The sequence below is a fragment of the Streptomyces sp. NPDC001530 genome, assembly GCF_042894545.1.
Lineage (GTDB): Bacteria > Actinomycetota > Actinomycetes > Streptomycetales > Streptomycetaceae > Streptomyces.
Window position 1 is genome coordinate 38,994 of record NZ_JBIAVS010000039.1, and the last position, 22,814, is coordinate 61,807.

At 70.7% G+C, this 22,814-nt stretch carries 23 protein-coding genes and 1 pseudogene; 9 read left to right on the forward strand and 15 right to left on the reverse strand.

Annotation, left to right across the window (positions count from 1 at the left end; genetic code table 11):
* Positions 1-13 precede the first annotated feature (13 nt).
* Positions 14-1,291 (forward strand): thymidine phosphorylase, encoded by a 1,278-nt coding sequence (locus tag ACFY0T_RS46745; RefSeq protein ID WP_388884692.1) that lies wholly within the window; start codon positions 14-16, stop codon positions 1,289-1,291.
* A gap of 241 nt (positions 1,292-1,532) precedes the next feature.
* Positions 1,533-1,991: an STAS domain-containing protein gene (locus ACFY0T_RS46750; protein WP_388884665.1), complete on the forward strand. Its 459-nt coding sequence runs from the start codon at positions 1,533-1,535 to the stop codon at positions 1,989-1,991.
* On the opposite strand, the pseudogene ACFY0T_RS46755 reads toward ACFY0T_RS46750, so the two are convergent.
* Positions 1,908-2,891: pseudogene (locus ACFY0T_RS46755) on the reverse strand (sigma-70 family RNA polymerase sigma factor); the annotation flags it as partial. The gene ACFY0T_RS46750 and the pseudogene ACFY0T_RS46755 overlap by 84 nt on opposite strands.
* 276 nt (positions 2,892-3,167) lie before the next feature.
* Positions 3,168-4,481 carry an MFS transporter gene (locus ACFY0T_RS46760; RefSeq protein ID WP_388884666.1) on the reverse strand — a complete coding sequence of 438 codons (1,314 nt, stop codon included), beginning with the start codon at positions 4,479-4,481 and terminating at the stop codon, positions 3,168-3,170.
* A 62-nt stretch (positions 4,482-4,543) separates the two neighbouring features.
* Between ACFY0T_RS46760 and ACFY0T_RS46765 the strand changes: the two genes are divergently transcribed.
* Positions 4,544-5,497, forward strand: a complete 954-nt coding sequence (locus ACFY0T_RS46765; protein ID WP_388884667.1) for a LysR family transcriptional regulator — start codon at positions 4,544-4,546, stop codon at positions 5,495-5,497.
* A gap of 102 nt (positions 5,498-5,599) precedes the next feature.
* Here ACFY0T_RS46765 and ACFY0T_RS46770 read toward each other — a convergent pair whose 3' ends face one another.
* Positions 5,600-6,361 (reverse strand): alpha/beta hydrolase family protein, encoded by a 762-nt coding sequence (locus tag ACFY0T_RS46770; RefSeq protein WP_388884668.1) that lies wholly within the window; start codon positions 6,359-6,361, stop codon positions 5,600-5,602.
* Positions 6,362-6,474: 113 nt separating this feature from the next.
* On the opposite strand from ACFY0T_RS46770, the gene ACFY0T_RS46775 reads away from it, so the two are divergent.
* Complete coding sequence (locus tag ACFY0T_RS46775; protein ID WP_388884669.1) at positions 6,475-7,629, forward strand: adenosine deaminase; 1,155 nt, start codon at positions 6,475-6,477, stop codon at positions 7,627-7,629.
* Positions 7,630-7,772: 143 nt separating this feature from the next.
* A complete protein-coding gene (locus ACFY0T_RS46780) occupies positions 7,773-8,126 on the forward strand; it encodes an ATP-binding protein (protein ID WP_388884670.1) in 354 nt (117 codons plus the stop codon).
* 82 nt (positions 8,127-8,208) lie between these two features.
* Here ACFY0T_RS46780 and ACFY0T_RS46785 read toward each other — a convergent pair whose 3' ends face one another.
* The 5 genes from ACFY0T_RS46785 to afsQ1 form a co-directional block, all read right to left on the reverse strand.
* Positions 8,209-8,412: a PspC domain-containing protein gene (locus tag ACFY0T_RS46785; RefSeq protein ID WP_388884671.1), complete on the reverse strand. Its 204-nt coding sequence runs from the start codon at positions 8,410-8,412 to the stop codon at positions 8,209-8,211.
* An 88-nt stretch (positions 8,413-8,500) separates the two neighbouring features.
* A complete protein-coding gene (locus tag ACFY0T_RS46790) occupies positions 8,501-9,052 on the reverse strand; it encodes a VanZ family protein (protein WP_388884672.1) in 552 nt (183 codons plus the stop codon).
* A gap of 266 nt (positions 9,053-9,318) precedes the next feature.
* Positions 9,319-9,981, reverse strand: coding sequence for a hypothetical protein (locus ACFY0T_RS46795; RefSeq protein ID WP_388884673.1), 663 nt, complete (start codon positions 9,979-9,981; stop codon positions 9,319-9,321).
* Positions 9,978-11,567, reverse strand: a complete 1,590-nt coding sequence (locus ACFY0T_RS46800) for an ATP-binding protein (protein WP_388884674.1) — start codon at positions 11,565-11,567, stop codon at positions 9,978-9,980. Before ACFY0T_RS46800 ends, ACFY0T_RS46795 begins: the two co-directional genes overlap by 4 nt.
* Before the next feature lie 88 nt (positions 11,568-11,655).
* Positions 11,656-12,333: a two-component system response regulator AfsQ1 gene (afsQ1, locus tag ACFY0T_RS46805; RefSeq protein ID WP_388884675.1), complete on the reverse strand. Its 678-nt coding sequence runs from the start codon at positions 12,331-12,333 to the stop codon at positions 11,656-11,658.
* A gap of 296 nt (positions 12,334-12,629) precedes the next feature.
* Between afsQ1 and ACFY0T_RS46810 the strand changes: the two genes are divergently transcribed.
* The gene (locus ACFY0T_RS46810; RefSeq protein ID WP_388884676.1) at positions 12,630-13,409 is read left to right on the forward strand and encodes a SigE family RNA polymerase sigma factor; all 780 of its coding nucleotides are present in this window, start codon (positions 12,630-12,632) and stop codon (positions 13,407-13,409) included.
* Between the two features lie 176 nt (positions 13,410-13,585).
* Here the strand turns inward: ACFY0T_RS46810 and ACFY0T_RS46815 are convergent, their stop codons facing one another.
* Positions 13,586-14,605, reverse strand: coding sequence for a hypothetical protein (locus ACFY0T_RS46815; RefSeq protein WP_388884677.1), 1,020 nt, complete (start codon positions 14,603-14,605; stop codon positions 13,586-13,588).
* A 215-nt stretch (positions 14,606-14,820) separates the two neighbouring features.
* Here ACFY0T_RS46815 and ACFY0T_RS46820 point away from each other — a divergent pair, with 215 nt between their 5' ends.
* Positions 14,821-15,228 (forward strand): peptidase inhibitor family I36 protein, encoded by a 408-nt coding sequence (locus tag ACFY0T_RS46820; RefSeq protein ID WP_388884678.1) that lies wholly within the window; start codon positions 14,821-14,823, stop codon positions 15,226-15,228.
* A 28-nt stretch (positions 15,229-15,256) separates the two neighbouring features.
* Here the strand turns inward: ACFY0T_RS46820 and ACFY0T_RS46825 are convergent, their stop codons facing one another.
* Positions 15,257-15,895, reverse strand: coding sequence for a uridine kinase (locus ACFY0T_RS46825; RefSeq protein WP_388884679.1), 639 nt, complete (start codon positions 15,893-15,895; stop codon positions 15,257-15,259).
* 361 nt (positions 15,896-16,256) lie between these two features.
* Between ACFY0T_RS46825 and ACFY0T_RS46830 the strand changes: the two genes are divergently transcribed.
* Positions 16,257-16,667, forward strand: coding sequence for a hypothetical protein (locus ACFY0T_RS46830; RefSeq protein WP_388884680.1), 411 nt, complete (start codon positions 16,257-16,259; stop codon positions 16,665-16,667).
* 132 nt (positions 16,668-16,799) lie between these two features.
* Here the strand turns inward: ACFY0T_RS46830 and ACFY0T_RS46835 are convergent, their stop codons facing one another.
* From ACFY0T_RS46835 to deoC, 3 genes are read right to left on the reverse strand one after another with little or no spacing between them, the layout of a single operon-like run.
* Positions 16,800-17,705: an aldehyde dehydrogenase family protein gene (locus tag ACFY0T_RS46835; RefSeq protein ID WP_388884681.1), complete on the reverse strand. Its 906-nt coding sequence runs from the start codon at positions 17,703-17,705 to the stop codon at positions 16,800-16,802.
* Between the two features lie 2 nt (positions 17,706-17,707).
* Positions 17,708-19,165 carry an aldehyde dehydrogenase family protein gene (locus ACFY0T_RS46840; RefSeq protein WP_388884682.1) on the reverse strand — a complete coding sequence of 486 codons (1,458 nt, stop codon included), beginning with the start codon at positions 19,163-19,165 and terminating at the stop codon, positions 17,708-17,710.
* A gap of 5 nt (positions 19,166-19,170) precedes the next feature.
* On the reverse strand, positions 19,171-20,124 hold the full coding sequence (deoC, locus tag ACFY0T_RS46845; RefSeq protein WP_388884693.1) for a deoxyribose-phosphate aldolase: 954 nt from the start codon (positions 20,122-20,124) through the stop codon (positions 19,171-19,173).
* Between the two features lie 246 nt (positions 20,125-20,370).
* Between deoC and ACFY0T_RS46850 the strand changes: the two genes are divergently transcribed.
* The gene (locus ACFY0T_RS46850) at positions 20,371-21,051 is read left to right on the forward strand and encodes a PH domain-containing protein (protein WP_388884683.1); all 681 of its coding nucleotides are present in this window, start codon (positions 20,371-20,373) and stop codon (positions 21,049-21,051) included.
* 38 nt (positions 21,052-21,089) lie between these two features.
* Here ACFY0T_RS46850 and ACFY0T_RS46855 read toward each other — a convergent pair whose 3' ends face one another.
* Both ACFY0T_RS46855 and ACFY0T_RS46860 read right to left on the reverse strand, forming a co-directional pair.
* Complete coding sequence (locus tag ACFY0T_RS46855; RefSeq protein WP_388884684.1) at positions 21,090-21,446, reverse strand: hypothetical protein; 357 nt, start codon at positions 21,444-21,446, stop codon at positions 21,090-21,092.
* Positions 21,447-21,537: 91 nt separating this feature from the next.
* Positions 21,538-22,749 carry a hypothetical protein gene (locus ACFY0T_RS46860; protein ID WP_388884685.1) on the reverse strand — a complete coding sequence of 404 codons (1,212 nt, stop codon included), beginning with the start codon at positions 22,747-22,749 and terminating at the stop codon, positions 21,538-21,540.
* Between the last annotated feature and the right edge of the window lie 65 nt (positions 22,750-22,814).

Here is a 22,814-nt window from a genome sequence, read left to right on the forward strand (position 1 = left end):
GAAAGCCATGGCCATGGACGCCGTCTCCGTCATCCGCACCAAGCGGGACCGCGCCGAGCTCAGCGACGCGCAGATCGACTGGGTCATCGACGCGTACACCCGCGGCGAGGTCGCCGACTACCAGATGGCCGCCCTCAACATGGCGATCCTGCTCAACGGCATGAACCGCCGTGAGATCGCCCGCTGGACGGCTGCGATGATCGCGTCGGGAGAGCGCATGGACTTCTCCATGCTGTCCCGCCCGACCGCCGACAAGCACTCCACGGGTGGCGTCGGCGACAAGATCACGCTTCCGCTGGCGCCGCTGGTGGCGGCGTGCGGCGCCGCGGTCCCGCAGCTGTCCGGGCGCGGCCTCGGCCACACCGGCGGCACGCTGGACAAGCTGGAGTCGATCCCGGGCTGGCGCGCGCTCCTGTCGAACGAGGAGATGCTGCACGTCCTCGACACCACGGGCGCCGTGATCTGCGCGGCGGGCGACGGCCTGGCTCCCGCCGACAAGAAGCTGTACGCCCTCCGTGACGTGACCGGCACGGTCGAGGCGATCCCGCTGATCGCGTCCTCGATCATGTCGAAGAAGATCGCCGAGGGCACGGGCTCGCTCGTCCTGGACGTGAAGGTCGGCTCCGGCGCCTTCATGAAGACCATCGAGGACGCGCGAGAGCTGGCGTCCACGATGGTGGGTCTCGGCACCGACCACGGTGTGAAGACGGTCGCGCTCCTGACGGACATGTCGACCCCGCTCGGCCTGACCGCGGGCAACGCCCTCGAGGTCCGCGAGTCGGTCGAGGTCCTCGCGGGCGGCGGCCCGGCCGACGTCGTCGACCTCACCATCGCCCTGGCCCGCGAGATGCTGGACGCGGCCGGTGTGAAGGACGCGGACCCGGCGAAGGCCCTGGCCGACGGCTCCGCGATGGACGTGTGGCGCCGCATGATCGCCGCGCAGGGCGGCGACCCGGACGCCGAGCTGCCCGTCGCGCGCGAGCAGCACGTGGTGAACGCCCCGGCCTCCGGTGTGCTGACCCGCCTCGACGCGTACGACATCGGCATCGCCGCCTGGCGTCTCGGCGCCGGACGCGCCCGCAAGGAAGACCCGGTGCAGGCCGGCGCGGGCGTCGAACTGCACGCCAAGCCCGGCGACACCGTGACGGCGGGCCAGCCCCTCCTCACCCTCCACACGGACACCCCCGAGCGCTTCGAGTACGCCCTCCAGGCGGTCGACGGTTCGTACGACATCGCCGCCGCGGGCACCGACTTCACGGCGTCGCCGGTGGTACTGGAGCGCATCGCCTGACCTGCGGTTTTCGCCCACTCCCGTCCTTGGGGGCTCCGCCCCCAAACCCCCGCTGTCGCGCTGACGCGCTCGTCCTCAAACGCCGGACGGGCTGAAAATTCAGCCCCTCCGGCGTTTGAGGAGCCGGGTCTGGGGCGGAGCCCCAGGGACGATGGGGGTCCCCCCTGCTCGAGCGAAGCCGAGAGCTTGGGGGAGGGTAGGGGCGGAGGGGGCGAAAAAAGTCTGCCTGTGTGGGGGCGCGATGAGTTCCGGGCCCCCGCGCGGTCTACTCGTCGTGAATGCCACGACACCCGCCGTACTCGTGCTGCCCGGCCCCGTCACCCGTGACGAGGTGCCGGGGCTCTGCGACGACGTACGGGCGCGGCTGGAGGCGACCGGGGCCAGGGTCATCGTCTGCGATGTCGCGGGGCTCGGTCCGCCCGGCCTCACCACCGTCGACGTACTGGCGAGACTGGAGCTGGCCGCGCGGCGGGCCGGGGGCCGGATACGACTGCGGAACGCGGACCCGGCCCTACGCGCCCTACTGGACCTCGTCGGCCTCCGCTTCGAGTCCGTCGACGCCGCCGACGCCATCTATGCCTTCGACGCCTTCGAGGCCGGAGACTCCACCGGCTTCGTCGAGTCGGAGGGGGAGTCCGAAGAGCGGGAACCAGCGGGCGGTGTCCAGGAAGCAGTGGAACCCGGTGATGCGCCCCTTTGAGACCTCCAGCACCTGCACGGCCCAGGGCGTGTAGCCACCCGCCTCCGGATCCGGCTTGTAGTGCGCGAACCCCGGCAGACCATTGACCTCGACCGGCACCAGGCGCGAGCCCGCGCAGCCGGCGCCCATCGTCGTCATGAAGCCGGTGATGTCCTCCGGGCCGCGCAGCCACAGGTCGAACGGCGGCATCGTCATGATCGCGTCCTCGTGGAGCAGCGCGGTCAGCGCCGTCATGTCGTACCCCTCGAACGCCGCGACATAGCGCTCCAGGAGCTTCTGCTGCTCCTCGTCGAGCGGATCTGAGGTGGCGGCGTCCGCGTCGGCGCCGTCGCTCTCGGCGAGGGTGGCGCGGGCCCGCTGCAATGCGCTGTTGACCGACGCCACGGAGGTGCCGAGCAGCTCGGCGACCTCGCTCGCCTTCCATGCGAGGACCTCGCGCAGGATGAGTACCGCCCGCTGCTTCGGCGGCAGTTGCTGCAGGGCCGCCATGAAGGCGAGGCGCACCGACTCCTTCGCCACCGCCGCCTCGGCCGGGTCGCTGACCGTCGGCAGGACGCGGGCGTCGGGCATCGGCTCCAGCCAGGTGTTGTCCGGGCGGGGAGTGAGCGCCGCCTGGGCCAGGGGTGAGGGGGCGGTGAGGTCCATGGGGCGAGCCCTCTTGTTGCCCGCGTTCAGCATGTCCAGGCAGACGTTCGTCGCGATCCGGTACAGCCAGGAACGCATCGAGGAGCGGCCCTCGAACTTGTCGTAGCTGCGCCAGGCGCGGACCATCGTGTCCTGTACCGCGTCCTCGGCCTCGAAGGAGGAGCCGAGCATCCGGTAGCAGTACCCGGTCAGCTCGACTCGGTGCTTCTCCAGGCGAACGTCCAGGTCTGTCGTCGTCGCCGTACCGTCGCTCATAGCCAACCCACCCCTGTGGCTGTGTTCCGTCCCGCGCGTCGTTGCGCCAGCACTTCGGAAGCTACCGCAGCCCACTGACAATGGCGTGCGGAGCGGAACAATGCGCAGGTCGGGAGGGGCGCGGGGGATACCCCCCGTATCGCGCTGGCGCGCTCGTCCTCAAACGCCGGAGGGGCTGAAAGGTTCAGCCCCTCCGGCGTTTGAGGAGCGGGGGTTTGGGGGCGGAGCCCCCAAGGGACGGGAATGGGTAGGGGCGGCGGGGGCGAAGAAACTTCTTCAGTGGGCCAGTGCCGGCTTGCGGCGGGACTGGGCGCGCGCCGCATGGGAGCCGAAGACCGTGATGGTCACGACGCCGAGGACGGCCAGCAGTCCGAGCGTCACCGTGCCACCCCAACCGCCCGCGTGGAAGGCGACGGCCCCCAGCGTGCTGCCGGCACTGGAGCCGACGTAGTACGCGGACTGATAGAGCGCCGAGGCCTGGGCCCGGCCACGCGTGGCGGTGTGGCTCACCGACGACGACGCCACCGCATGCCCCGCGAAGAATCCCGCGGTGATGAGGACCAGACCGAGCAGGACCAGCACCAGCGAGTCGGCCAGGGAGAGGAGCAGACCGGAGGTCGTCGTACCACCCGCCAGATAGAGCGCGCCGCGGCGGCCCAGCCGCCCGACGAGCCTGCCCGCCGTCGACGCCGACACCGTACCGACCAGATAGACCAGGAAGATCGAGCCGATGATGCCCTGGGGGAGCGAGAACGGCGCGTCGGTCAGGCGGTAGCCGATGACCGTGTAGACCCCGCCGAAGACCATCATGAACAGCGCACCGATCGCGTACAGCCGGCACAGCAGCGGGTTCGCGAGGTGGTCGCGCACCGTGCGCGCCAGGACCCGCGGCCGCAGCGAACCCGGCGTGAAGTGCCGAGGCGCCGGAAGCAGCAGCCGGAAGGCGACCGCGCACGCCACCGCGATCACACCGATCGTGGCGACGGCCACCCGCCAGCCCCACTCCTGCGCGACCCAGCCGGTGATGACCCGGCCGCTCATCCCGCCGACGCTGTTGCCCGCGACGAAGAGGCCGATCGCCGTGATCAGGGCCTTGGGGCGGACCTCCTCCGCCAGATACGCCGTCGCCGACGCCGGAAGTCCGGCGAGCGCCGCGCCCTGCACCGCCCGCAGGGCGACCAGCGCGCCGATCGACGGGGCGAACGGCACCAGCAGCCCGACCGTCACCGCCACCGCCAGCGACGCCGTCATCAACGTACGCCGCCCGAAACGCTCCGACAGTGCGCTCATGGGGAGGACGAAGAGCGCCAGCGCACCTGTCGCGGCCGACACCGTCCAGCTCGCCTCGCTCGCAGTGACCCCGAAGTCCGTGGAGACGAGCGGGAGGAGGGCCTGCGTGGAGTAGAGGAGCGCGAAGGTCGCGACACCCGCGAGGAAGAGGGCGAAGCTCATCCGGCGATAGCCGGGCCCGCCCGGGGCCATACGGGAGTCGACGGACGAAGGGGCGGAAGGGGCGGAAGGGGCGGAAGCGGCGGCGGTGGCGGTGGCGGCGCCCACGGTCGTGGACGCCCCGGTACTGGCGGAAGGCATGCTTCGAACCTAAAGACCCGCCACTCATCCGTCCAATGCATGGAAACCCCATAATCGTTCCCATGGCGCATCAGCAGAGGTCAGAAGCTCACCTGTCACCGTCCAGTGACACAGAAGACATCGTCGCGGTGCTCGCCCCACGCCTCGCGTACTTCGCTGGAGTCGCCCGTACCGAGCACGTCACCCGCGCCGCGCAGGAGATGCAGGTCCCGCAGTCGACCCTGTCGCGGGCCATGGTCCGGCTCGAACAGGACCTGGGCGTCGACCTGTTCGCGCGCAGGGGGCGGACCGTCTCCCTCACGGCCGCCGGGCGTACGTTCCTCAGCTCCGTCGAGCGTGCCCTCGCCGAGATCGAGCGCGCCGCCGACCAGGTGCGCGCCGACGCGGACCCGGCCACCGGCAAGGTCGCCTTCGGCTTCCTGCACACCATGGGGTCCGAGACCGTTCCGGGGCTGATCCGCGCCTTCCGCGCCGATCATCCCCGCGTCCGTTTCAGCCTCGTCCAGAACTACGGCGAGGCGATGCTTGAGCGGCTGCGCTCGGGCGAGTTGGATCTGTGTCTCACCTCGCCTGTGCCGGACGCGCCCGACCTGGTGGGCCGCCGCCTCGACGAGCAGAAACTCCGGCTCGTCGTGCCGGCCGACCACCACCTCGCCGCCCGTAAGCGCATCCGCCTCGCCGAGGCCGCCGACGAGACCTTCGTGACCCTGGAACCCGGCTACGGCATGCGCCGTATCACCGACGACCTCTGCAAGGAGGCGGGCTTCAAGCCGCGCATCGCCTTCGAGGGCGAGGAGGCGGAGACGCTACGAGGCCTCGTGGCGGCGGGGCTGGGCGTCGCCCTCCTCCCACCACCGGCCGTCCCCCGCCCGGGAGTTGTGGAGCTGACGGTGACCGCCCCACGCGCGGTACGCGAAATCGGGGTGGCCTGGCTGGACGGCCACCCCGACACCCCACCCGTCGCCGCCTTCAAAAAGTTCCTGCTGTCACGACGGGGGCAATTGCTCCCCGACTGACAGCAGGCTTCAGGGGCGCGGGCTGTGACATCTTGCGGCTCCGCCGCGTGGGCGCGACAAGCGCCCGCAGCCCGCAGCCCGCAGCCCGCAGAGGAACACAACCTAGCGACGCAAGGCCTTCCCGAACCCGGAAGCAAGCGGCATCCGCAACCCCAACGGCGGCGGAGCCGCAAACGCATCCTCCAGCGGACGGGACAGCGTCCGGCCGAACAGCGACCCCATGACGAAGTCCTCCGCCAGCGCATGGACTTCGGCCCGGTGCTGATACAACCCGTGCCCGTCGGAGTGCACCTCGAACCGGCAGATGTCCCGGTTCGCCTTCTTCGCACGCGCCGCGAGCCGGAAGGACAGCTCCGGGTCGGTGCGCTCGTCGTTCGTGCCGTGCACGATCAGCACACGGCGTCCGGCCAGCTGCTTCACCGGTTCGGGTGGCGCCGCCACGTCCTCCTCGGGCAGCCAAGGGGCGAGCGCCAGTACGGAGTTGACGGCCGTGTGCCCGCCCGCGCGCAGTGCCGCCCGGCCGCCCATGTCCACGCCGGCCAGGCACACCGGGACGTCTCCGTAGCGGCGTACGACCTCGTCGGCGGCCCAGGACGCGTCGTTCGCCAGATGCGCCTCGCTGCCGTTCCAGCCGCGAAACCGATAGTGCACCACGTGGGTGACCAGGCCTTCCGCGTGTCCGGCGCGGGTGAGGCGGCGTCCCAACGCGCGTACGGAGGCGGTCGCCATCATGGGGGACGGTCTGCGGGCGGAGCTCTCCTCGCCGCCCGGGAGCAGCAGAACCACTCCGCTGACCGCCGTCGGCTCCGGGCCGAGCGCCCTCCCCAGCCGGGCCCTGCGAACCGGCGTCGCTTGCTGTGCCATGACAGAACAGTGTCAGAAGCGATGGTGTACGCCACCCGTCCGCACGGTCACCGTTACGTATCGACGGATCCGTACAACAGGAGATCTACGCGCGTAGGGTCTACAGTGCGAAAATGACGAGCCAGATCCAGAACACCCCGAGCTCGGAACAGATCCGCCGGGCGCCCAAGGTCCTGCTGCACGATCACCTCGACGGGGGCCTGCGCCCCGGGACGATCGTCGAACTCGCCCAAGAGACCGGCTACTCCAGCCTCCCCGAGACCGACCCCGGCAAGCTCGGCGTCTGGTTCCGCGAGGCCGCGGACTCCGGTTCCCTGGAGCGGTACCTGGAGACCTTCGCCCATACCTGTGCCGTCATGCAGACCCGCGAGGCCCTCGTCCGGGTCGCCGCCGAGTGCGCCGAGGACCTCGCCGAGGACGGTGTCGTGTACGCCGAGGTCCGGTACGCGCCCGAGCAGCACCTGGAGGCGGGGCTCACCCTCGAAGAGGTCGTCGAGGCGGTCAACGAGGGCTTCCGGAAGGGGGAGCGGCTGGCCCGGGCGAACGGTCACCGGATCCGCGTGGGCGCGCTGCTGACCGCCATGCGGCACGCGGCCCGCGCCCTGGAGATCGCCGAACTGGCCAATCGCTACCGGGACCTGGGTGTCGTCGGCTTCGACATCGCCGGTGCCGAGGCCGGCTTCCCGCCCACCCGGCACCTCGACGCCTTCGAGTACCTCAAGCGGGAGAACAACCACTTCACCATCCATGCCGGTGAGGCCTTCGGTCTGCCGTCCATCTGGCAGGCGCTGCAGTGGTGCGGCGCCGACCGGCTCGGGCACGGCGTACGGATCATCGACGACATCCAGGTCGCGGCGGACGGCTCGATCAAGCTCGGGAGGCTGGCGTCCTACGTCCGCGACAAGCGCATCCCGCTGGAGATGTGCCCCAGCTCCAACCTCCAGACCGGCGCCGCCGACTCGTACGCCGCCCATCCGATCGGGCTGCTGCGACGGCTGCATTTCCGGACCACCGTGAATACGGACAACCGTCTCATGTCGGGAACCAGTATGAGCCGGGAATTCGAGCACCTTGTCGAGGCATTCGGCTATACGCTCGATGATATGCAGTGGTTCTCAGTCAATGCTATGAAGTCAGCATTCATTCCTTTCGATGAACGACTGGCTATGATCAATGACGTGATCAAGCCCGGTTATGCGGAACTGAAGTCCGAATGGCTGTTCCAGCAGACAGCTTCCACCAGCGGTTCTGCGAGGAATCAGGCCTGATCAGAGGGATGGTTGAGCGGCCGGGTCTTCACTTCTTCTCCATGACTCGGCCGCTTTTCGATGTTTGCCGCGGGCGGCTTTGCGTGTTTACGGTTTTGGACCGCTCACCATCCCCGTCTCACGGATCCAAGGACGCATTCACAATGAAGCAGTCTGCTGCCAAGACCCTCGGTGTCGCCGCTCTCGGTGCCGCCTTCGCCGCCGCCGGCGCGGGTGCCGCGAACGCCGCGCCGGCCGTGCCCGACGCCTCCTCGGCGCTGGACTCCGTCACCCAGACGCTGCCGGCGGAGAACGTCACCAAGGCGCTGCCCGGTGCCGGCGAGGCGCTCACCCAGGGGCAGGGCGCGCTCGGCGGGGGCCTGGCCGCGGCCCAGCCCGCCGCCGCCAAGCTGCTCGCCGACGGGCCGGCCGCGCCCGTGGCCGGGCTGCTCGGGGGGCTGCCGCTGCACGGGCTGCCCACGCACGGTCTGCCGGTGAACGGGATTCCGCTCGGCTGAGGCCTTCCGCTCCCGCGAACGCCGGTGAGGCGCACCCTGGTTGGGTGCGCCCCACCGGCGCGTGTGCGAGGGCTGCTGGGGCTCACCAGGCCGTGCGCGCGGCCTTGTCCTCCGACGGGAGCAGGATCCACAGCGCTATGTACAGCAGGAACTGCGGGCCCGGGAGCAGGCAGGAGAGCACGAAGATCACGCGCATCGTGGTCGCGGAGATGCCGAAGCGCCGTGCCAGCGCTGCGCACACTCCGCCGATCATGCGGCCGTTGGTGGGGCGGGCAAGGGCGGTCATGGTGGCTCCTTCGCGAACCGTGGTTGAGTGCCGGCGTCCGGCTTCGATGTCTTCAACGCTACGGGGACGAAGGGGGTCAAGCGTCGCTCTACGGTGCGATCCCGACCCTGGGAATCGTCGGGGTCCGACCCTGAGCCGTGTCCTCCCGGGGGAGGGCCGCGCGGCGTCGGGTCTCGGCCCGGCGGCGGAGCCTGGCCCTGGCGGCGGGCACGATCGCGAGGTGCGCGAGGGCGACGCCGACCGTGTTGAGCAGGATCGAGTCGATGTCCACGACCTGGCCGGGGACGCCTGTCTGCAGGAGCTCGATGCCCAGCGAGAGCAGGGCGCCGGCGGCGACCGTACGGATGAGGGAGCCGAGGGGGGAGACGGCGAGCTTGCCGCCCGCCATGGGGAGCAGGACGCCCAGCGGGGCGAGCAGGGCCAGGCCCTCCGCGATGCGGCGGGCCGCGACCTGGGGGCCCAGTGCGAGGTCGGCTCTGATGCCGGCGAACGGCCGCAGGTTGGCGGCGCTCACCCAGGGGACGTCCAGGGGGCGCAGGGTGATCCAGGCGACGAGGGCGAGGTGTGCGACGAGGAGGACACCTCCTGCCACACGGACGCGGGTCACGGCGCTGCCGCCGTCTGAACCTTGACGCTGCACGCCCCCCAAGACGCGGGGTCCGGCACGATCGGTTCCGGGGGTGGGTTTTTCGTCCCCTCCGCCCCTACCCTCCCCCAAGCTCTCGGCTTCTCCCCCAGTGCCTTAAGGGCCTGGGAGGGACCCCCAGAGCAGGGGGGACCCGCATCGTCCCTGGGGCCCGCGGCGGAGCCGCTGATGGATGCAGCGCCCCCAGACCCCCGTATCGCGCTGACGCGCTCGTCCTCAAACGCCGGACGGGCCAAGACTCTCCAGCCCCGGCCGGGACATCACGACCCCCCGACCTCCGTCGACGGTGGTGACACCGTGTCGGGGTCGGAGCGGACCTCGGCAGTGCACTCGTAGCTGCGGAGGGGCGCCGGGGCCGGCCCGCCGAGGATGACGGAGCCGTCGTCCTGGGCGGCGGCGGAGTCGGAGAAGGTGCAGATGATCTGAGCCAGGGCGGACGACGTGAGGTCCTCGGGCGGCGTGCTCAGCCGGAGGGTGTCCTCGGGATCCCTGTCACGGGGCCCGCTGACCGTCATGCCACCGCGCACGTCCGTCGTGTACCCGGCCTGCCGCTCCGCCGTGGAGGGCGTCTCGGCGAGTTCGTCGAGCAGCCCCTGGGCCACCAGCACCCGCCGCTCCGCCTCCGCCGTACCGTCCGGAATGCGCACCGACCGGTCGACCGTCACCAGTTGCGCCGAGCAGAGCAGGAACACCTGGACCGGGACGCCCCGGGAGGACTGGGTGGAGATGTCCGGGCCGGACAGAGCACACGGCACCCGCGACGGCGCCGCGCCGAAGTCCGTCGGCACCTGAGTGGGGCGAATGCCACAGCCCACGAGCAGCACGGCGAGCAGAGGGACGCCCAGCCAGGCACGCGCGCCCCGGAGACGCGAGCGGCGTACGAGGCGTTCGGCATGCGGGTGCGGGAGTCGTGCGGTTGTCATCCGGTGGTGCCCTTCGTGCCGTTCCCGCTCCCGCTCCCGTGGCCGTTCCCGTTGTGCGGGTCGTCGGTGAGCAGTTCCGACGTGTCCTGCGGGAGGCGCAGGGTGAAGACCGCGCCCCCCTTGGGCCCGTTCGCCGCGGTGATCTCGCCGCCGTGGATGTGTGCGTTCTCCAGGGCGATGGAGAGGCCCAGGCCGCTGCCCTCGGAACGCGGGCGGGACGCGCTCGCCTTGTAGAAGCGGTCGAAGACGTGGGGGAGGACGTCCTCGGGGATGCCGGGACCGTGGTCCTGGACCTCGATGACCAGCTCCTCGCCCTCCACGCGCACGGACACCCGTACCGGCGAGCCCCCGTGCTTGAGCGCATTGCCGATCAGGTTGGCCAGTATCACGTCGAGGCGGCGCGGATCGAGGCGGGCCGTGATGCCGCGCTCGGCGTCCAGGTCGACCGCGTCCAGCCAGGCGCGCGCGTCGATGCACGCGGTGATCTGGTCGGCGATGTCCACGTCGTCGAGGACGAGCCGGGCGGTGCCCGCGTCGAAGCGGGTGACCTCCATGAGGTTCTCGACCAGGTCGCCCAGGCGGCGGGTCTCGCTGACGACCAGGCGTACCGCCGGTTCGATCATCGGGTCCACGCTGCCCGTCTCGGCGTCCAGTTCCTCTTCGAGGACCTCGGTGACGGCCGTGATGGCGGTGAGGGGCGTACGGAGTTCATGGGACATGTCCGCCACGAAGCGGCGGGAGGCCTCGTCCCGCGCGCTCATGTCGGCCACCCGTTTCTCCAGGGCTTCGGCCGTGCGGTTGAACGTCCTGGAGAGATCGGCCAGTTCGTCCGTACCCGACACACGGAGTCGCGTGTCCAGCTTGCCCTCGCCCAGGCGGCGGGCCGCGATGCCCAGGCGGTGCACCGGCTTGAGGACCGTGGTCGCCGCCGCCTGCGCGAGCAGCGCCGAGCCGATCAGGGCCAGGCCCGTGGCGATGCCGAGGGACCAGGCCAGCGAATTGAGGTCCTTCGCCTCGGGTTCCAGGGACTTGAGCATGTAGCCGGTGGTCGTGCCGCCGATCACCTTCGCGCCGCCCACGAGGTAGGGCTTGTCGTCGTCGGTGACGCGCTGCCAGTACAGGTGGTAGGCGGACTTGTTGTTCGAGGTGAGCGGCTGCTCTTTGTTCACCGCCTTCTGGAGGGACTTGGGTACGTCCTCCAGCGTGAAGGTGTCCAGCGCGGAGTTGCCGACGACGGTCTTGCCGTTCGCGTCCTGGGCGACCAGCAGCACGCTGAAGCGCTGGCTGCTGTTCGCCATCTGCCCGGCCGTGCGCTGCAGTTCGTCCTGCGCGGGGTGCACCGGCAGCAGGCTCGCGTGGTTGCGCATCTCCTGCTGGAAGTCGCGCAGCACCGCGTCCTGCGTACGCGTCAGCACGGCCTCGCGGTTGAGCCAGTACGCGATGCCCGACGCCGATACGGCGGCCGTGAGCGCGACGAGTCCGAACACCACGACCAGCCGCAGTCGCAGGCTGGTGAAGCGCACGCCGGACAGGATCGCCTTGCGTGCCGCGGCCCAGCCGCGGAGCTTGTCCTGCGGTTTGGTCACCGTGTCCGACCGTTCGCTTCTCCGCCCGTGCGGCGCAGAGGTGCGGCTTTCGTACCCGAGTGCGGCCCGGCGGCCGCACGTGCGTCGCTCACGACGGGGTGTCCAGCCGGTAGCCGACGCCACGTACGGTGCGGATCAGGGTGGGCGAGGACGGCACGTCCTCGACCTTCGCGCGCAGGCGCTGCACGCAGGCGTCCACCAGGCGCGAGTCGCCCAGGTAGTCGTGCTCCCACACCAGACGCAGCAACTGCTGGCGGGACAGCGCCTGTCCGGGGCGGCGGCTCAGCTCCAGGAGCAACCGCAGCTCGGTGGGCGTCAGTTGCAGATCCTCGCCGTTCTTGGTGACCGTCATCGCGGCGCGGTCGATGACCAGCGAACCGAACGTCGCCGAGTCGGTCGCCTCGCGCTCACCGCGCCGCAGCACGGCACGGATCCGGGCGTCGAGCACCCGGCCCTGCACGGGCTTGACGACATAGTCGTCGGCGCCGGACTCCAGGCCGACCACGACGTCGATGTCGTCGCTGCGCGCGGTCAGCAGAATGATCGGCAGCTGGTCGGTGCGCCGGATGCGCCGGCACACCTCGAATCCGTCGATGCCGGGCAGCATCACGTCCAGCACGATCAGATCCGGCCGCTGCTCACGCAGCAGTTTCAGACCGTCCTCGCCGGTGGCAGCGGTGGCCACACGGTGTCCCTGGCGCGTCAAAGAGAGCTCCAGGGCCGTACGGATGGCGTCGTCGTCCTCGATCAGCAACAGGGAAGGCACGAACGTCATTCTGGCCCATGTCATGGCCGGGTATCGACCGTTGGAGCGCTCCCATCCATCTCCCGCACAGAAGGAGGGCCCTCCTGGACGGCGGAGAGACCCCGAGTGGTCATCTGCGTAGTCGTACCGTTCTTCTCTGTGATCGTGCTGTGACGCGCCTGCGGATGGGCCCTGTGACAGGTCTGTGACAGTCGGCGGACACGGCCATGAAGTGGCCCGGGCAAGCTTTTCGACACAAGCAAGGAAGCACGACGGAACGAACCGAAGAGCCGGGACTCCACGACGGGGGGCGCGAGATGAACACGCTGCACAGCACCAGCACTAGCGCAGTTGTCACGCGTCTGCACGACGTCGCCCGGGCTACGGAGAAGTCCGGCGCCGTGAGCGGGCGGGGGTGCGCTCGCGGCGCCGGGCGTCAGCACACCGCGTACATGACGGTGGTTGACGCGTTCACGGGGGAGAGCCCCGCGGCGACCGCCGCTGTGGGCACGGTCGGGGGGAAGGCTCACGGGGGAGCCGCGTACGGGGAGGCCACGGGGGAGCGTCGTTCGGTGTCGGAGGCGGAGTTCACCGCCTACGTCCAGGAGCGCCGCGCCTCCCTGTACGCAACCGCCTACCACCTGACCGGTGACCGGTTCGAGGCCGAGGACCTGCTGCAGAGCGCGCTGTTCTCGACGTACAAGGCCTGGGACCGGATCAGCGACAAGGCGGCCGTCGGGGGATACCTGCGACGGACGATGACCAACCTGCACATCAGCGCGTGGCGCCGCCGCAAGCTGAACGAGTACCCGACCGAGGAGCTGCCGGAGACGCCCGGTGACACGGACGCGATGCGCGGCACCGAGCTGCGCGCCGTGCTGTGGCAGGCGCTGGCCCGGCTGCCCGAACTCCAGCGCACGATGCTGGTCCTGCGTTACTACGAGGGCCGCACCGACCCGGAGATCGCGGAGATCCTCGACATCAGTGTCGGCACGGTGAAGTCCAGCATCTGGCGGTCGCTCCGCCGGCTGCGTGAGGACGAGGTCCTCAGCTTCGGCCGTGACGAGGAGGAGTCCTTCGGGGAGCTTGTCGCCTGAAGGTCTGGGGGGAAGCAAGGGGAAGGTAGTACGGGGGAGCAGTACCGGGGGGAACCAACGGGGTCACGGGGGACCACGGGGGATCACGGGGGAAAGAGAAAGGTCCAGGCGGACGGGGGGTCCGCCTGGGCCTCTTTTCGTTGTCCGCATTCGTTGTCCGCGCCTTGCCGTGTGCGCTATCGCGCCGCCTTGTCGTTCGCCACGATCGACTCCGCCTTGTCGACCATGCGCCGCTTGCGTTCCTTCACCGCCGCGAGCGTGTCCGCGTGCTCCTTGATGAGCTGCTTCTGGAGGCCGGACTCGATGGCCTGGCGTGTCACGACGTAGTCGGTGGCGCTCTTGCAGCGCACATCGGCCTCGGCCGTGCGGATCTCCCGGGCGGAGGGCGCGGGGAAGTTCGGGTGCGGGCCGTTCGGGCTCGTCTTCTGGGTGCGCCAGGTCGAGTCGTCGACCGCGGAGAGCGGGTCCGGGTAGTCCAGGCCGGACTTGCGCATGCAGGCGCTCCAACGCTTGTCGAGCGCGACGGTCGCGGGGTCCTCACGGGTGGTGCCGGATGCCTGGCCGAACAGGTTCTGGACCGTCATCAGGTCGTCGCCGGCCCGGTCGGCCAGGGCCTGCCGCTGGGCCTGCCCGTGGCAGCCGCCCTTGGGGACACCGGCCGGGACCGCGGCCGCGGCCGTGCCGTTCTCCTTGTCGGCCTGCTGCGCGGTGCCGGTGTAGACGGCCTGTGCCGCGGGGGTGATCGTCTTCTCCCGCGCCAGCTCCCGCTGCTGCGCGGTCACGGCCTCCCGCTTGGTGACGCCGTCGGGCAGTGGCGGCTTGTAGCCGTAGACGCGGACCGACGCCAGGTCGGTCGGCCCGTACTTGCGGGCGTTGGTCGGAATGCTGCCCGGGGGCGCCTGGTACGCGGGCCGGGTCACCCCGAACTTCTTCATGCAGGAACGGGTCAGGACGTCGACCGCGCGGTTGACCGTCTCGGTCTCCTCCGTGGTCGGCTTGTAGGCGTCCAGGGGGTACGCCTTGGGCGCGTGGGCGAAGGACGTGGCGACGACCGGTGTGGTGTCCTCGCCGTCCTGCCCGTGCCGCTTGCCCTGGTCCGTCTGCCCGGAGGAGCAGGCCGTGGCGAGGAGTGCGACGGCGGTTGCCAGGGTGATCGTCGCGCCGGTGCGGGTCACCGGGCTCGTCCTGTTACGCATGTTTCAGGTGATCATTCGTGATGCGTACCGTCAAGTGCCCTGAGACGAAAGGCAGTTCGAGTGTGCGCTTTCCGGACATGGTCAAGGATCTTTCGGCCATCACAGGAAGGTGATCATGTACGGCGCCGGTTGATGTGCCAGGGTCACGTGCGCAGTACGGCGCTCTCCGCCCGCAAGGGCGGGGGGCCTCACAGCGCCGGAAGGAAGGGTACGAAATGAAGAGAGCACGCGGTCTCGTGGCGGCATCGGTGATGTCCGTCGCGGCCGTCTTCGCTGCGATGACCCCCGCTCAGGCGGCCAGCAACGACGGCACCTGCAACACGGGCGAAGCCTGCATCTACCGCCTCCTGGACTACTCGGGCGGCATCTACGACACGCTGTCCAGCAAGAAGAGCTACAGCGGCCTCGTCTTCCACGGCACGTCGACCACCATCGACAACAAGGCGAGCTCGGCCAGGAACAAGGACGCCGACCACAACCTGTGGTTCTACCAGCTGAACAACTGGGCCGGTGACACCTGGGGTCTGCCGGCCGGCGCCTCCACGAACTTCAGCGGCTCGGACGACAACAAGTGGTCCTCGCACTGCTGGACCGGATCGACCATCGGCTGCCCGGGCGGCTGACGGAGACCCGCGCGGTCGGGACGCGTGACTACGCCGCCGTCGGACGCGCAGTCGCGCGGCGCCCGGCGGCCGCGGCGGTCAGGCGGCCCAGGGCCTCGTCCTTGTCACAGGGGTGGGCGCCCAGGGCGGCCTGACGGGCCACGATCGAGCGCTCGGCGCGCATCAGGCGCCAGCCGCGGCGCAGCAGGAAGGGCACCGACTTGCGGCCCTCCTTCAGATCCCGCACGAAGCGGCGGCGGAACGTGGTGACCGGGCCCCGCGACAGACACAGCGCGTCGGCCAGCACGCCCAGCTCCCGGCAGCGCTCGACGATCTCCGCGGCGAAGATTCCCTCCGCGATGAACAGCGGAGTCCGCTCGATGTGCAGCGTCTCCGTGCCGGTGCGGGCGCTCAGCGAGATGTCGTACACGGGGATGGTCGTACGTCCCGTACGGCACAGCTCCTCGATCGCGGCGACCGCGGTGTCCGCGTCCCAGGACAGCGGGTGGTCCCAGTCGATGTCCTCGCTGCCCTCCACCTGCGGCAGCGTCGGGTCCGTGCCCTCCTTGTAGAAGTCGTCGAGGCGCAGCACGGGGAGCCCGGAGTCGGCCGCGAGAAGGGACTTTCCAGAGCCGGAGGGGCCGCAGAGCAGCACCACGCGGGTGGGTATCGGGGGATGGGAACCCAATTCTCCGTACCTTCTGTGAATTGACTTGGTTTCGCCGCGCATCGGACGCCTCCAGGACATTATCCCCTCCCCCGAGACCCGTCCGGGCCCCGGCTGCGGTCAGTCGGACGAGGGCTCCGTCACGAAGCGGACCGACGCGTCCAGCTTGCGGGCCAGGGCTGGATCGAGATCGCCTTCGCCGCGCACGGGGTGACGCTGACGCACACGGTGCACTGGCGCTGACACACGCGGGTGGACTGGCGCTGATATGCCTGTTGACCCTCACAGGCGAATGAGAAGCCCGGACCGCCCGCAACGCGTGTCGGGTCAACTACTCTTCGCGTCTGACCAGTTGCTCTCCGCTCCCCGAAGAGGAAACCTGATGGCGCGACACGCAGCCCAGCAGACCACCATGCCCCGCACGACCGCGCGTATCGCCGCCGCAGCGGTCGGCGTGGTCGCTGCAAGTGCGGCCGCGGCCAGTCCGGCCGTCGCGGACACGGACCCCGTGCTGGACGTCATGCGCACCCGGCCCACCTCGCTAGGCAACGTCGACCCGCAGGCGGGCGTGGCGGCCCTGACCGGATCGGTGGGGTACGTCACCGGCCCCGTCGCGGGCCTCAAGCCCAACCCGCTGGCGGGCACCGGGGTCGACCCGCTCGACAACGGGATCGGCACCCAACTCGCCGACTTCAAGCCGCTGTCCTCGCACACCCTGACCAGGCCGGTCGCCCAGGCGCAGTCGGTCGGCAGCATTCCGGTGCTGGGGCAGGTGACAGGGCTGCTGCACTGACGGTGATCTGCCGTTGACATAGGAGAGCCGCGCTCCCCCTGGACGGAGGGGAAGCGCGGCTCTCCCGTGCACGGGGCCCCAGGGACACGGATCGGGGCCCCGAGACCTCGGTACGCCTTGGCTCGTACGCCCTCAGTACGACGAACCGGAGGCGCCCAGTGACCCCGTCGGATGCCAGACCGTCTTCGTCTCCAGGAAGGCGGTCAGGCGCTCGATGCCGGGAGTCTCCGAATAATCCACAGCCTGTGGACGAAGAACGCGCTTCAGGTTGTCCGCGGCCGCGATCTCCAGCTCCTTGGCGAGTACGTCGTCCGCGCCCGCGAGGTCGATCGCGTTGACGTCCTGGTGCGCGGCGAGCGGCGTGGCGATCTCCGCCGTCTTGCCGGAGAGCACGTTGACCACACCGCCGGGCAGGTCGGAGGTGGCCAGGACCTCGCCCAGCGACAGCGCCGGAAGCGGCGACTTCTCGGAGGCGACGACGATGACCGTGTTGCCGGTCGCGATCACCGGGGCGATCACCGAGACCAGGCCAAGGAACGAGGACTCCTGAGGGGCCAGGACGGTGACCACGCCCGTCGGCTCCGGGGTGGAGAGGTTGAAGAACGGGCCCGCGACGGGGTTGCCGCCCCCGACCACCTGGGCGATCTTGTCCGTCCAGCCCGCGTACCAGACCCAACGGTCGATCGCCGCGTCGACGACAGCGGCGGCCTTCGACTTCGACAGGCCCTCGGCGTCCGCGACCTCGCGTACGAACTGCTCCTTGCGGCCCTCCAGCATCTCGGCGATGCGGTAGAGAATCTGGCCGCGGTTGTACGCCGTCGCGCCCGACCAGCCGCCGAACGCCTTGCGGGCGGCGACGACCGCGTCACGGGCGTCCTTGCGGGAGGAGAGGGGCGCGTTGGCCAGCCACTTGCCCTTGGAGTCCGTCACCTCGTACACCCGGCCGCTCTCGGAACGCGGGAACTTCCCGCCCACGTACAGCTTGTAGGTCTTGAAGACGCTCAGACGCCGCTGCTCGGACTTCTCAACTGCGCTCATCTTTATCGCTGGCCCTCCGGGCTCGACGGGGCGAGGTACGCCTCCAGGCCGTGACGACCGCCCTCGCGGCCGAAGCCCGACTCCTTGTAACCGCCGAACGGCGAGGTCGGGTCGAACTTGTTGAACGTGTTGGACCAGATGACACCCGCGCGGAGCTTGCTCGCGACGGCCAGGATCCGGGAGCCCTTCTCGGTCCAGATGCCCGCCGAGAGGCCGTACTGGCTGTTGTTGGCCTTGGCGACCGCCTCGTCCGGGGTGCGGAAGGTGAGGACGGACAGGACCGGGCCGAAGATCTCGTCGCGGGCGATGGTGTGCGCCTGGGTGACGTTCGTGAAGAGCGTCGGGGCGAACCAGTAGCCGCTGTCGGGCAGTTCGCAGGCCGGGGACCAGCGCTCGGCGCCCTCGGCCTCGCCCTGCTCGACGAGCGAGGTGATGCGCGCGAGCTGTTCGGCGGAGTTGATGGCGCCGATATCGGTGTTCTTGTCGAGCGGGTCGCCGAGGCGGAGCGTGGACAGCCGCCGCTTGAGCGAGTCCAGCAGCTCGTCCTGGATCGACTCCTGGACGAGCAGCCGGCTGCCCGCGCAGCACACCTGGCCCTGGTTGAAGAAGATGCCGGTGACGATGCCCTCGACGGCCTGGTCGATGGGGGCGTCGTCGAAGACGATGTTCGCGCCCTTGCCGCCGAGTTCGAGCGTGACCTTCTTGTCCGTGCCGGCGACCTGGCGGGCGATCGCCTTGCCGACGGCGGTGGAACCGGTGAAGGCGACCTTGTTGACGTCGGGGTGCTCGACGAGGGCGGCGCCCGTGTCGCCGTACCCCGAAAGGATGTTGACGACGCCCTTGGGGAGGCCCGCCTGACGGCAGATGTCCGCGAAGAAGAGGGCGGAGAGGGGCGTGGTCTCGGCGGGCTTGAGGACGACCGTGTTGCCGGTCGCGAGCGCCGGGGCGATCTTCCAGGCCAGCATCAGGAGCGGGAAGTTCCAGGGGATGACCTGGCCGGCCACGCCCAGCGGCCGCGGGTTCGCGCCGAAGCCGGCGTGGTCGAGCTTGTCGGCCCAGCCCGCGTAGTAGAAGAAGTGCGCGGCGACCAGGGGGAGGTCGGCGTCGCGGGTCTCCTTGATCGGCTTGCCGTTGTCCAGCGTCTCCAGGACGGCCAGCTCGCGGGAGCGCTCCTGGATGATCCGGGCGATGCGGAAGAGGTACTTGGCGCGCTCGGAGCCGGGCAGCGCCGACCACTTCTCGAAGGCCTTGCGGGCGGCCTTCACCGCGCGGTCGACGTCCTCGGCACCGGCCTGGGCGACCTCGGAGAGGACCTCTTCGGTGCTCGGGGAGACGGTCTTGAAGACCTTGCCGTCGGCGGCCTCGGTGAACTCGCCGTCGATGAACAGGCCGTAGGAGGGCGCGATGTCGACGACGGAGCGGGACTCGGGCGCGGGCGCGTATGCGAATGCGGATGCCATGGTGATCAGTCCACCGTCACGTAGTCGGGGCCGGAGTAGCGGCCGGTGGCCAGCTTCTGACGCTGCATCAGCAGGTCGTTCAGGAGCGAGGACGCGCCGAAGCGGAACCAGTGGTTGTCCAGCCAGTCCTCGCCCGCCGTCTCGTTCACCAGGACCAGGAACTTGATGGCGTCCTTGGTGGTGCGGATGCCTCCGGCGGGCTTCACGCCGACCTGGATGCCGGTCTGCGCGCGGAAGTCGCGGACGGCTTCCAGCATGAGCAGGGTGTTGGCCGGGGTCGCGTTGACGGCGACCTTCCCGGTCGAGGTCTTGATGAAGTCGGCGCCCGCCAGCATGCCGAGCCAGCTCGCGCGCCGGATGTTGTCGTACGTCGAGAGCTCGCCGGTCTCGAAGATGACCTTCAGGCGGGCCGCGCCCGAGGCCTCCTTCACGGCGACGATCTCGTCGTACACCTTCATGTAGTGGCCCGCGAGGAACGCCCCGCGGTCGATGACCATGTCGATCTCGTCGGCGCCCGCGGCGACGGCGTCGCGCACGTCGGCCAGCTTGACGTCGAGCGCGGCGCGGCCGGCGGGGAAGGCGGTGGCGACGGAGGCCACCTTCACTCCCGAACCCGCGACGGCTTCCTTGGCGACGGCCACCATGTCGGGGTAGACGCAGACCGCGGCCGTGGTGGGTGTCGTACGGTCGGTCGGGTCCGGGTGGACCGCCTTGGCGCCGAGCGCCCGGACCTTGCCCGGGGTGTCCGCGCCTTCCAGCGTCGTCAGGTCGACCATCGAGATGGCGAGGTCGATGGCGTACGCCTTCGCGGTGGTCTTGATGGAACGGGTGCCGAGCGAGGCGGCGCGCGCCTCCAGGCCGACCGCGTCGACGCCGGGCAGCCCGTGGAGGAAGCGGCGCAGCGTGCTGTCCGACGCGGCTACGTCGCCGAGTGCGTGTGCGGGTGCGTTGGTGGGCATGGTCACCAGCCGAGCATATCTACGCGCGTAGCGGCTGTACACCCCCAGGGGCGGAGTAGGGATGTGGGCTGCGCCCCGTCAGGGGCGTGGGGAACTGCGCGACCAGCACCCATGAACCGGCAGCCGAAGAATCACCCGGGGGGCTGGGGGCGGAGCCCCCAGCTACGGGACGGGATGGGCTGGAGGGGGCGAAGAAACCCCCACCACGCGCAAGCCCCCTCCCAGACGTCCGGCACAATCGGGGCCATGACCACCCCCGATCACCAGCCCCCCGTACCGGACGCCTCGCGACCCGAGTCGAAGGACCGGATCTACCGGTCGCCCGCCGGTATCGCGGGCGGCGCCCTGCTCCTGCTCATCGCGGGCTGGCTCGGCATCGACGCGCTGATCTCGGGCCACGGCAGCACCCCCTGGCTGGCCCTCGCCGCACTGATCCTCGTCGTCCCGCTGGTGTCGGCGTTCACCCTGCGCCCCGCGGTCTACGCGAACGAGAACCGGCTCCGCATCCGCAACCCGTTCCGCGTCATCGTGCTGCCCTGGGGCAAGGTCGCCTCCCTGCGCTCGGGCTACTCCAACGAGGTGCTCGATACCTCCGGCAAGAAGTACCAGCTCTGGGCGATCCCCGTCTCGCTGCGCGCCCGCAAGAAGGCGGCCAAGCAGCAGGCCCGGGGCGCGGCGGCGGGCAGCGGCGGCGGCCGTACGTCCTCGATCGGCCGTATGTCTTCGATGGGCCGTACGTCCCCGGCCCCCACCGAGCCGAACCGCGCCCAGACCGACCAGATCATGGACGACCTGCGCGAGCTCTGCGAGGCCAGGGCGGCGGAGGAGGCCGCGCAGGGCGAGGTCAGCGTGCGCTGGGCCTACGAGGTGATGGGGCCGGCCATCGCGGGCGCGATCCTGCTGGCGATCCTGCTGGCGGTGGGCTGACCGGCCGCTCGTCGGGACGCCGTCCTCTACGGAGCCCCCTACGACGGCGCCGAGATCCTCCTCGTCAGTGCCGCCGCAGAGCCCGGCGAGCCACCGCTCGTGGCCTGGCCGACTGGACCGGTGCGGGCCTCCTCGGAGGGCCCTGCACGGCGTCGTATCGCCGCGGAGAAGGCCGCCGCGCGCGCCGCGGCGGCTGCCGCGGCAGCGGCGAGCGGCGGCGCCGGGTCCGTACGACGGTGGCGCGCGGGCTGGCCCGACTGGCTGACCGCCGCCGGCCTCGTCGTATGGGGCCGCCGGCTGTTCTGGGGCGGCACCGGAGTGTGGCGGTACGGTACGGCGGCCGCGCTCGGCAGCATCGGCGTACTGGCGCTGCCCCGCAGGTTCGCCTGGCGCATCACGGGCGACCGGCGAGAGCGGGGAGGGGGCGCTGGGGCGGCCGTTGTGGCCGCCCCAGCGCCCGCTCCCCGCAGTCCCTGCTCCTGTTGCTCAGGGCGCGCTCGGCCACACCAGCGTCATGTACGCGCTGCAGTAGGCCGAGCCCAGGATCGCGACCGTCAGGCCCAGGGCCCGGAAGCGGGGCGAGGCGCGGGCGAGGTGCAGGGCCGGCGGGAGGAGGAGCGGGAAGCCGGGGAGGAGGAAGCGGGCGCGCGGGAAGTAGACGCCGCCGCTGCCGAGGACGATCAGCAGCAGGACCCCGGTGAAGACCAGCAGGGGGAGCGGCTGGCGGTCCCACGCGGAGAGGACGTACAGCGCCATCGACGCGAGCAGCGTCAGGGTCACCATCACCAGGAACAGCTCGGGCGTCGAGTCGTGCCCCAGAACCTCCCGCAGCCGGCGCAGGGTCTCCACGCCGCCGTCCCACTCGTTGTGCCACAGCCGCTGTACGGCGAAGTAGCCGTCCCAGCGGCCCAGGCGCAGGCCCACCCAGCCGACGTACGCGAGCCAGCCGGCGGGGGCGAGGGCGGCGGCCGCGAGCGCGCGGGCCGAGAACCCGCGGCGGAGCGAGAGCAGGGCCGTCACGGTGACCGCCGCCGCCACCGCGATGCCCGTCGGACGGGTCAGCCCCGCCAGCGCCGCCAGCGCACCCGCCCACAGCCAGCGGCCGGTGAGCACCGCGTACAGCGACCACGCGGCGAACGCCGTGAACAGCGACTCCGTGTAGCCCATCCACTCGACCAGGCCCACCGGGAGGGCCGCCCACAGGACGGTCAGCAGCACGCCCACGCGGCGGTCGTGCAGATGGCTGCCCACCGAATGGATCCCCCAGGCGGCGAGGAAGGAGCACGCGACCGCGATCACCAGCCCCGTCGTCGCGCGCGTGCCCGGCGTCAGTACCGCGACGGCCTTGACCAGGACGGGGTAGAGCGGGAAGAAGGCGAGGTTGTTCGCGTCGTACGCGGTGCCCAGGTGGTGCGTGTAGCCGTGGTCGGCGATGCCCAGGTACCAGTCCGCGTCCCACTGTGCCGCCAGGATCGGCCAGACGCCGTGGTGCCGGCGGTGGGCCCACAGGGCGAGCACGAGCAGGCAGGTGAGGCGTACGGCCGCGTAGGCGAGGAGGGCGGGGGCCGCGCGGCGCAGATGGGCGCGGACTCTGGCTGCCGGGACGGTGTCCCGCAAGGGGCGCCGGGTGTGCGGGACGAGTCCGGTCGGGGCGTTCCGGGGTGGGGTGGATGTCGGCCGGGAAGCGGTCGAGGGCACGCGGCAGCTCCTGGGACTCGGTGGTGCGCTACCGGTAACCGTTCCTCGGTCTTCCGGCGGCGCAC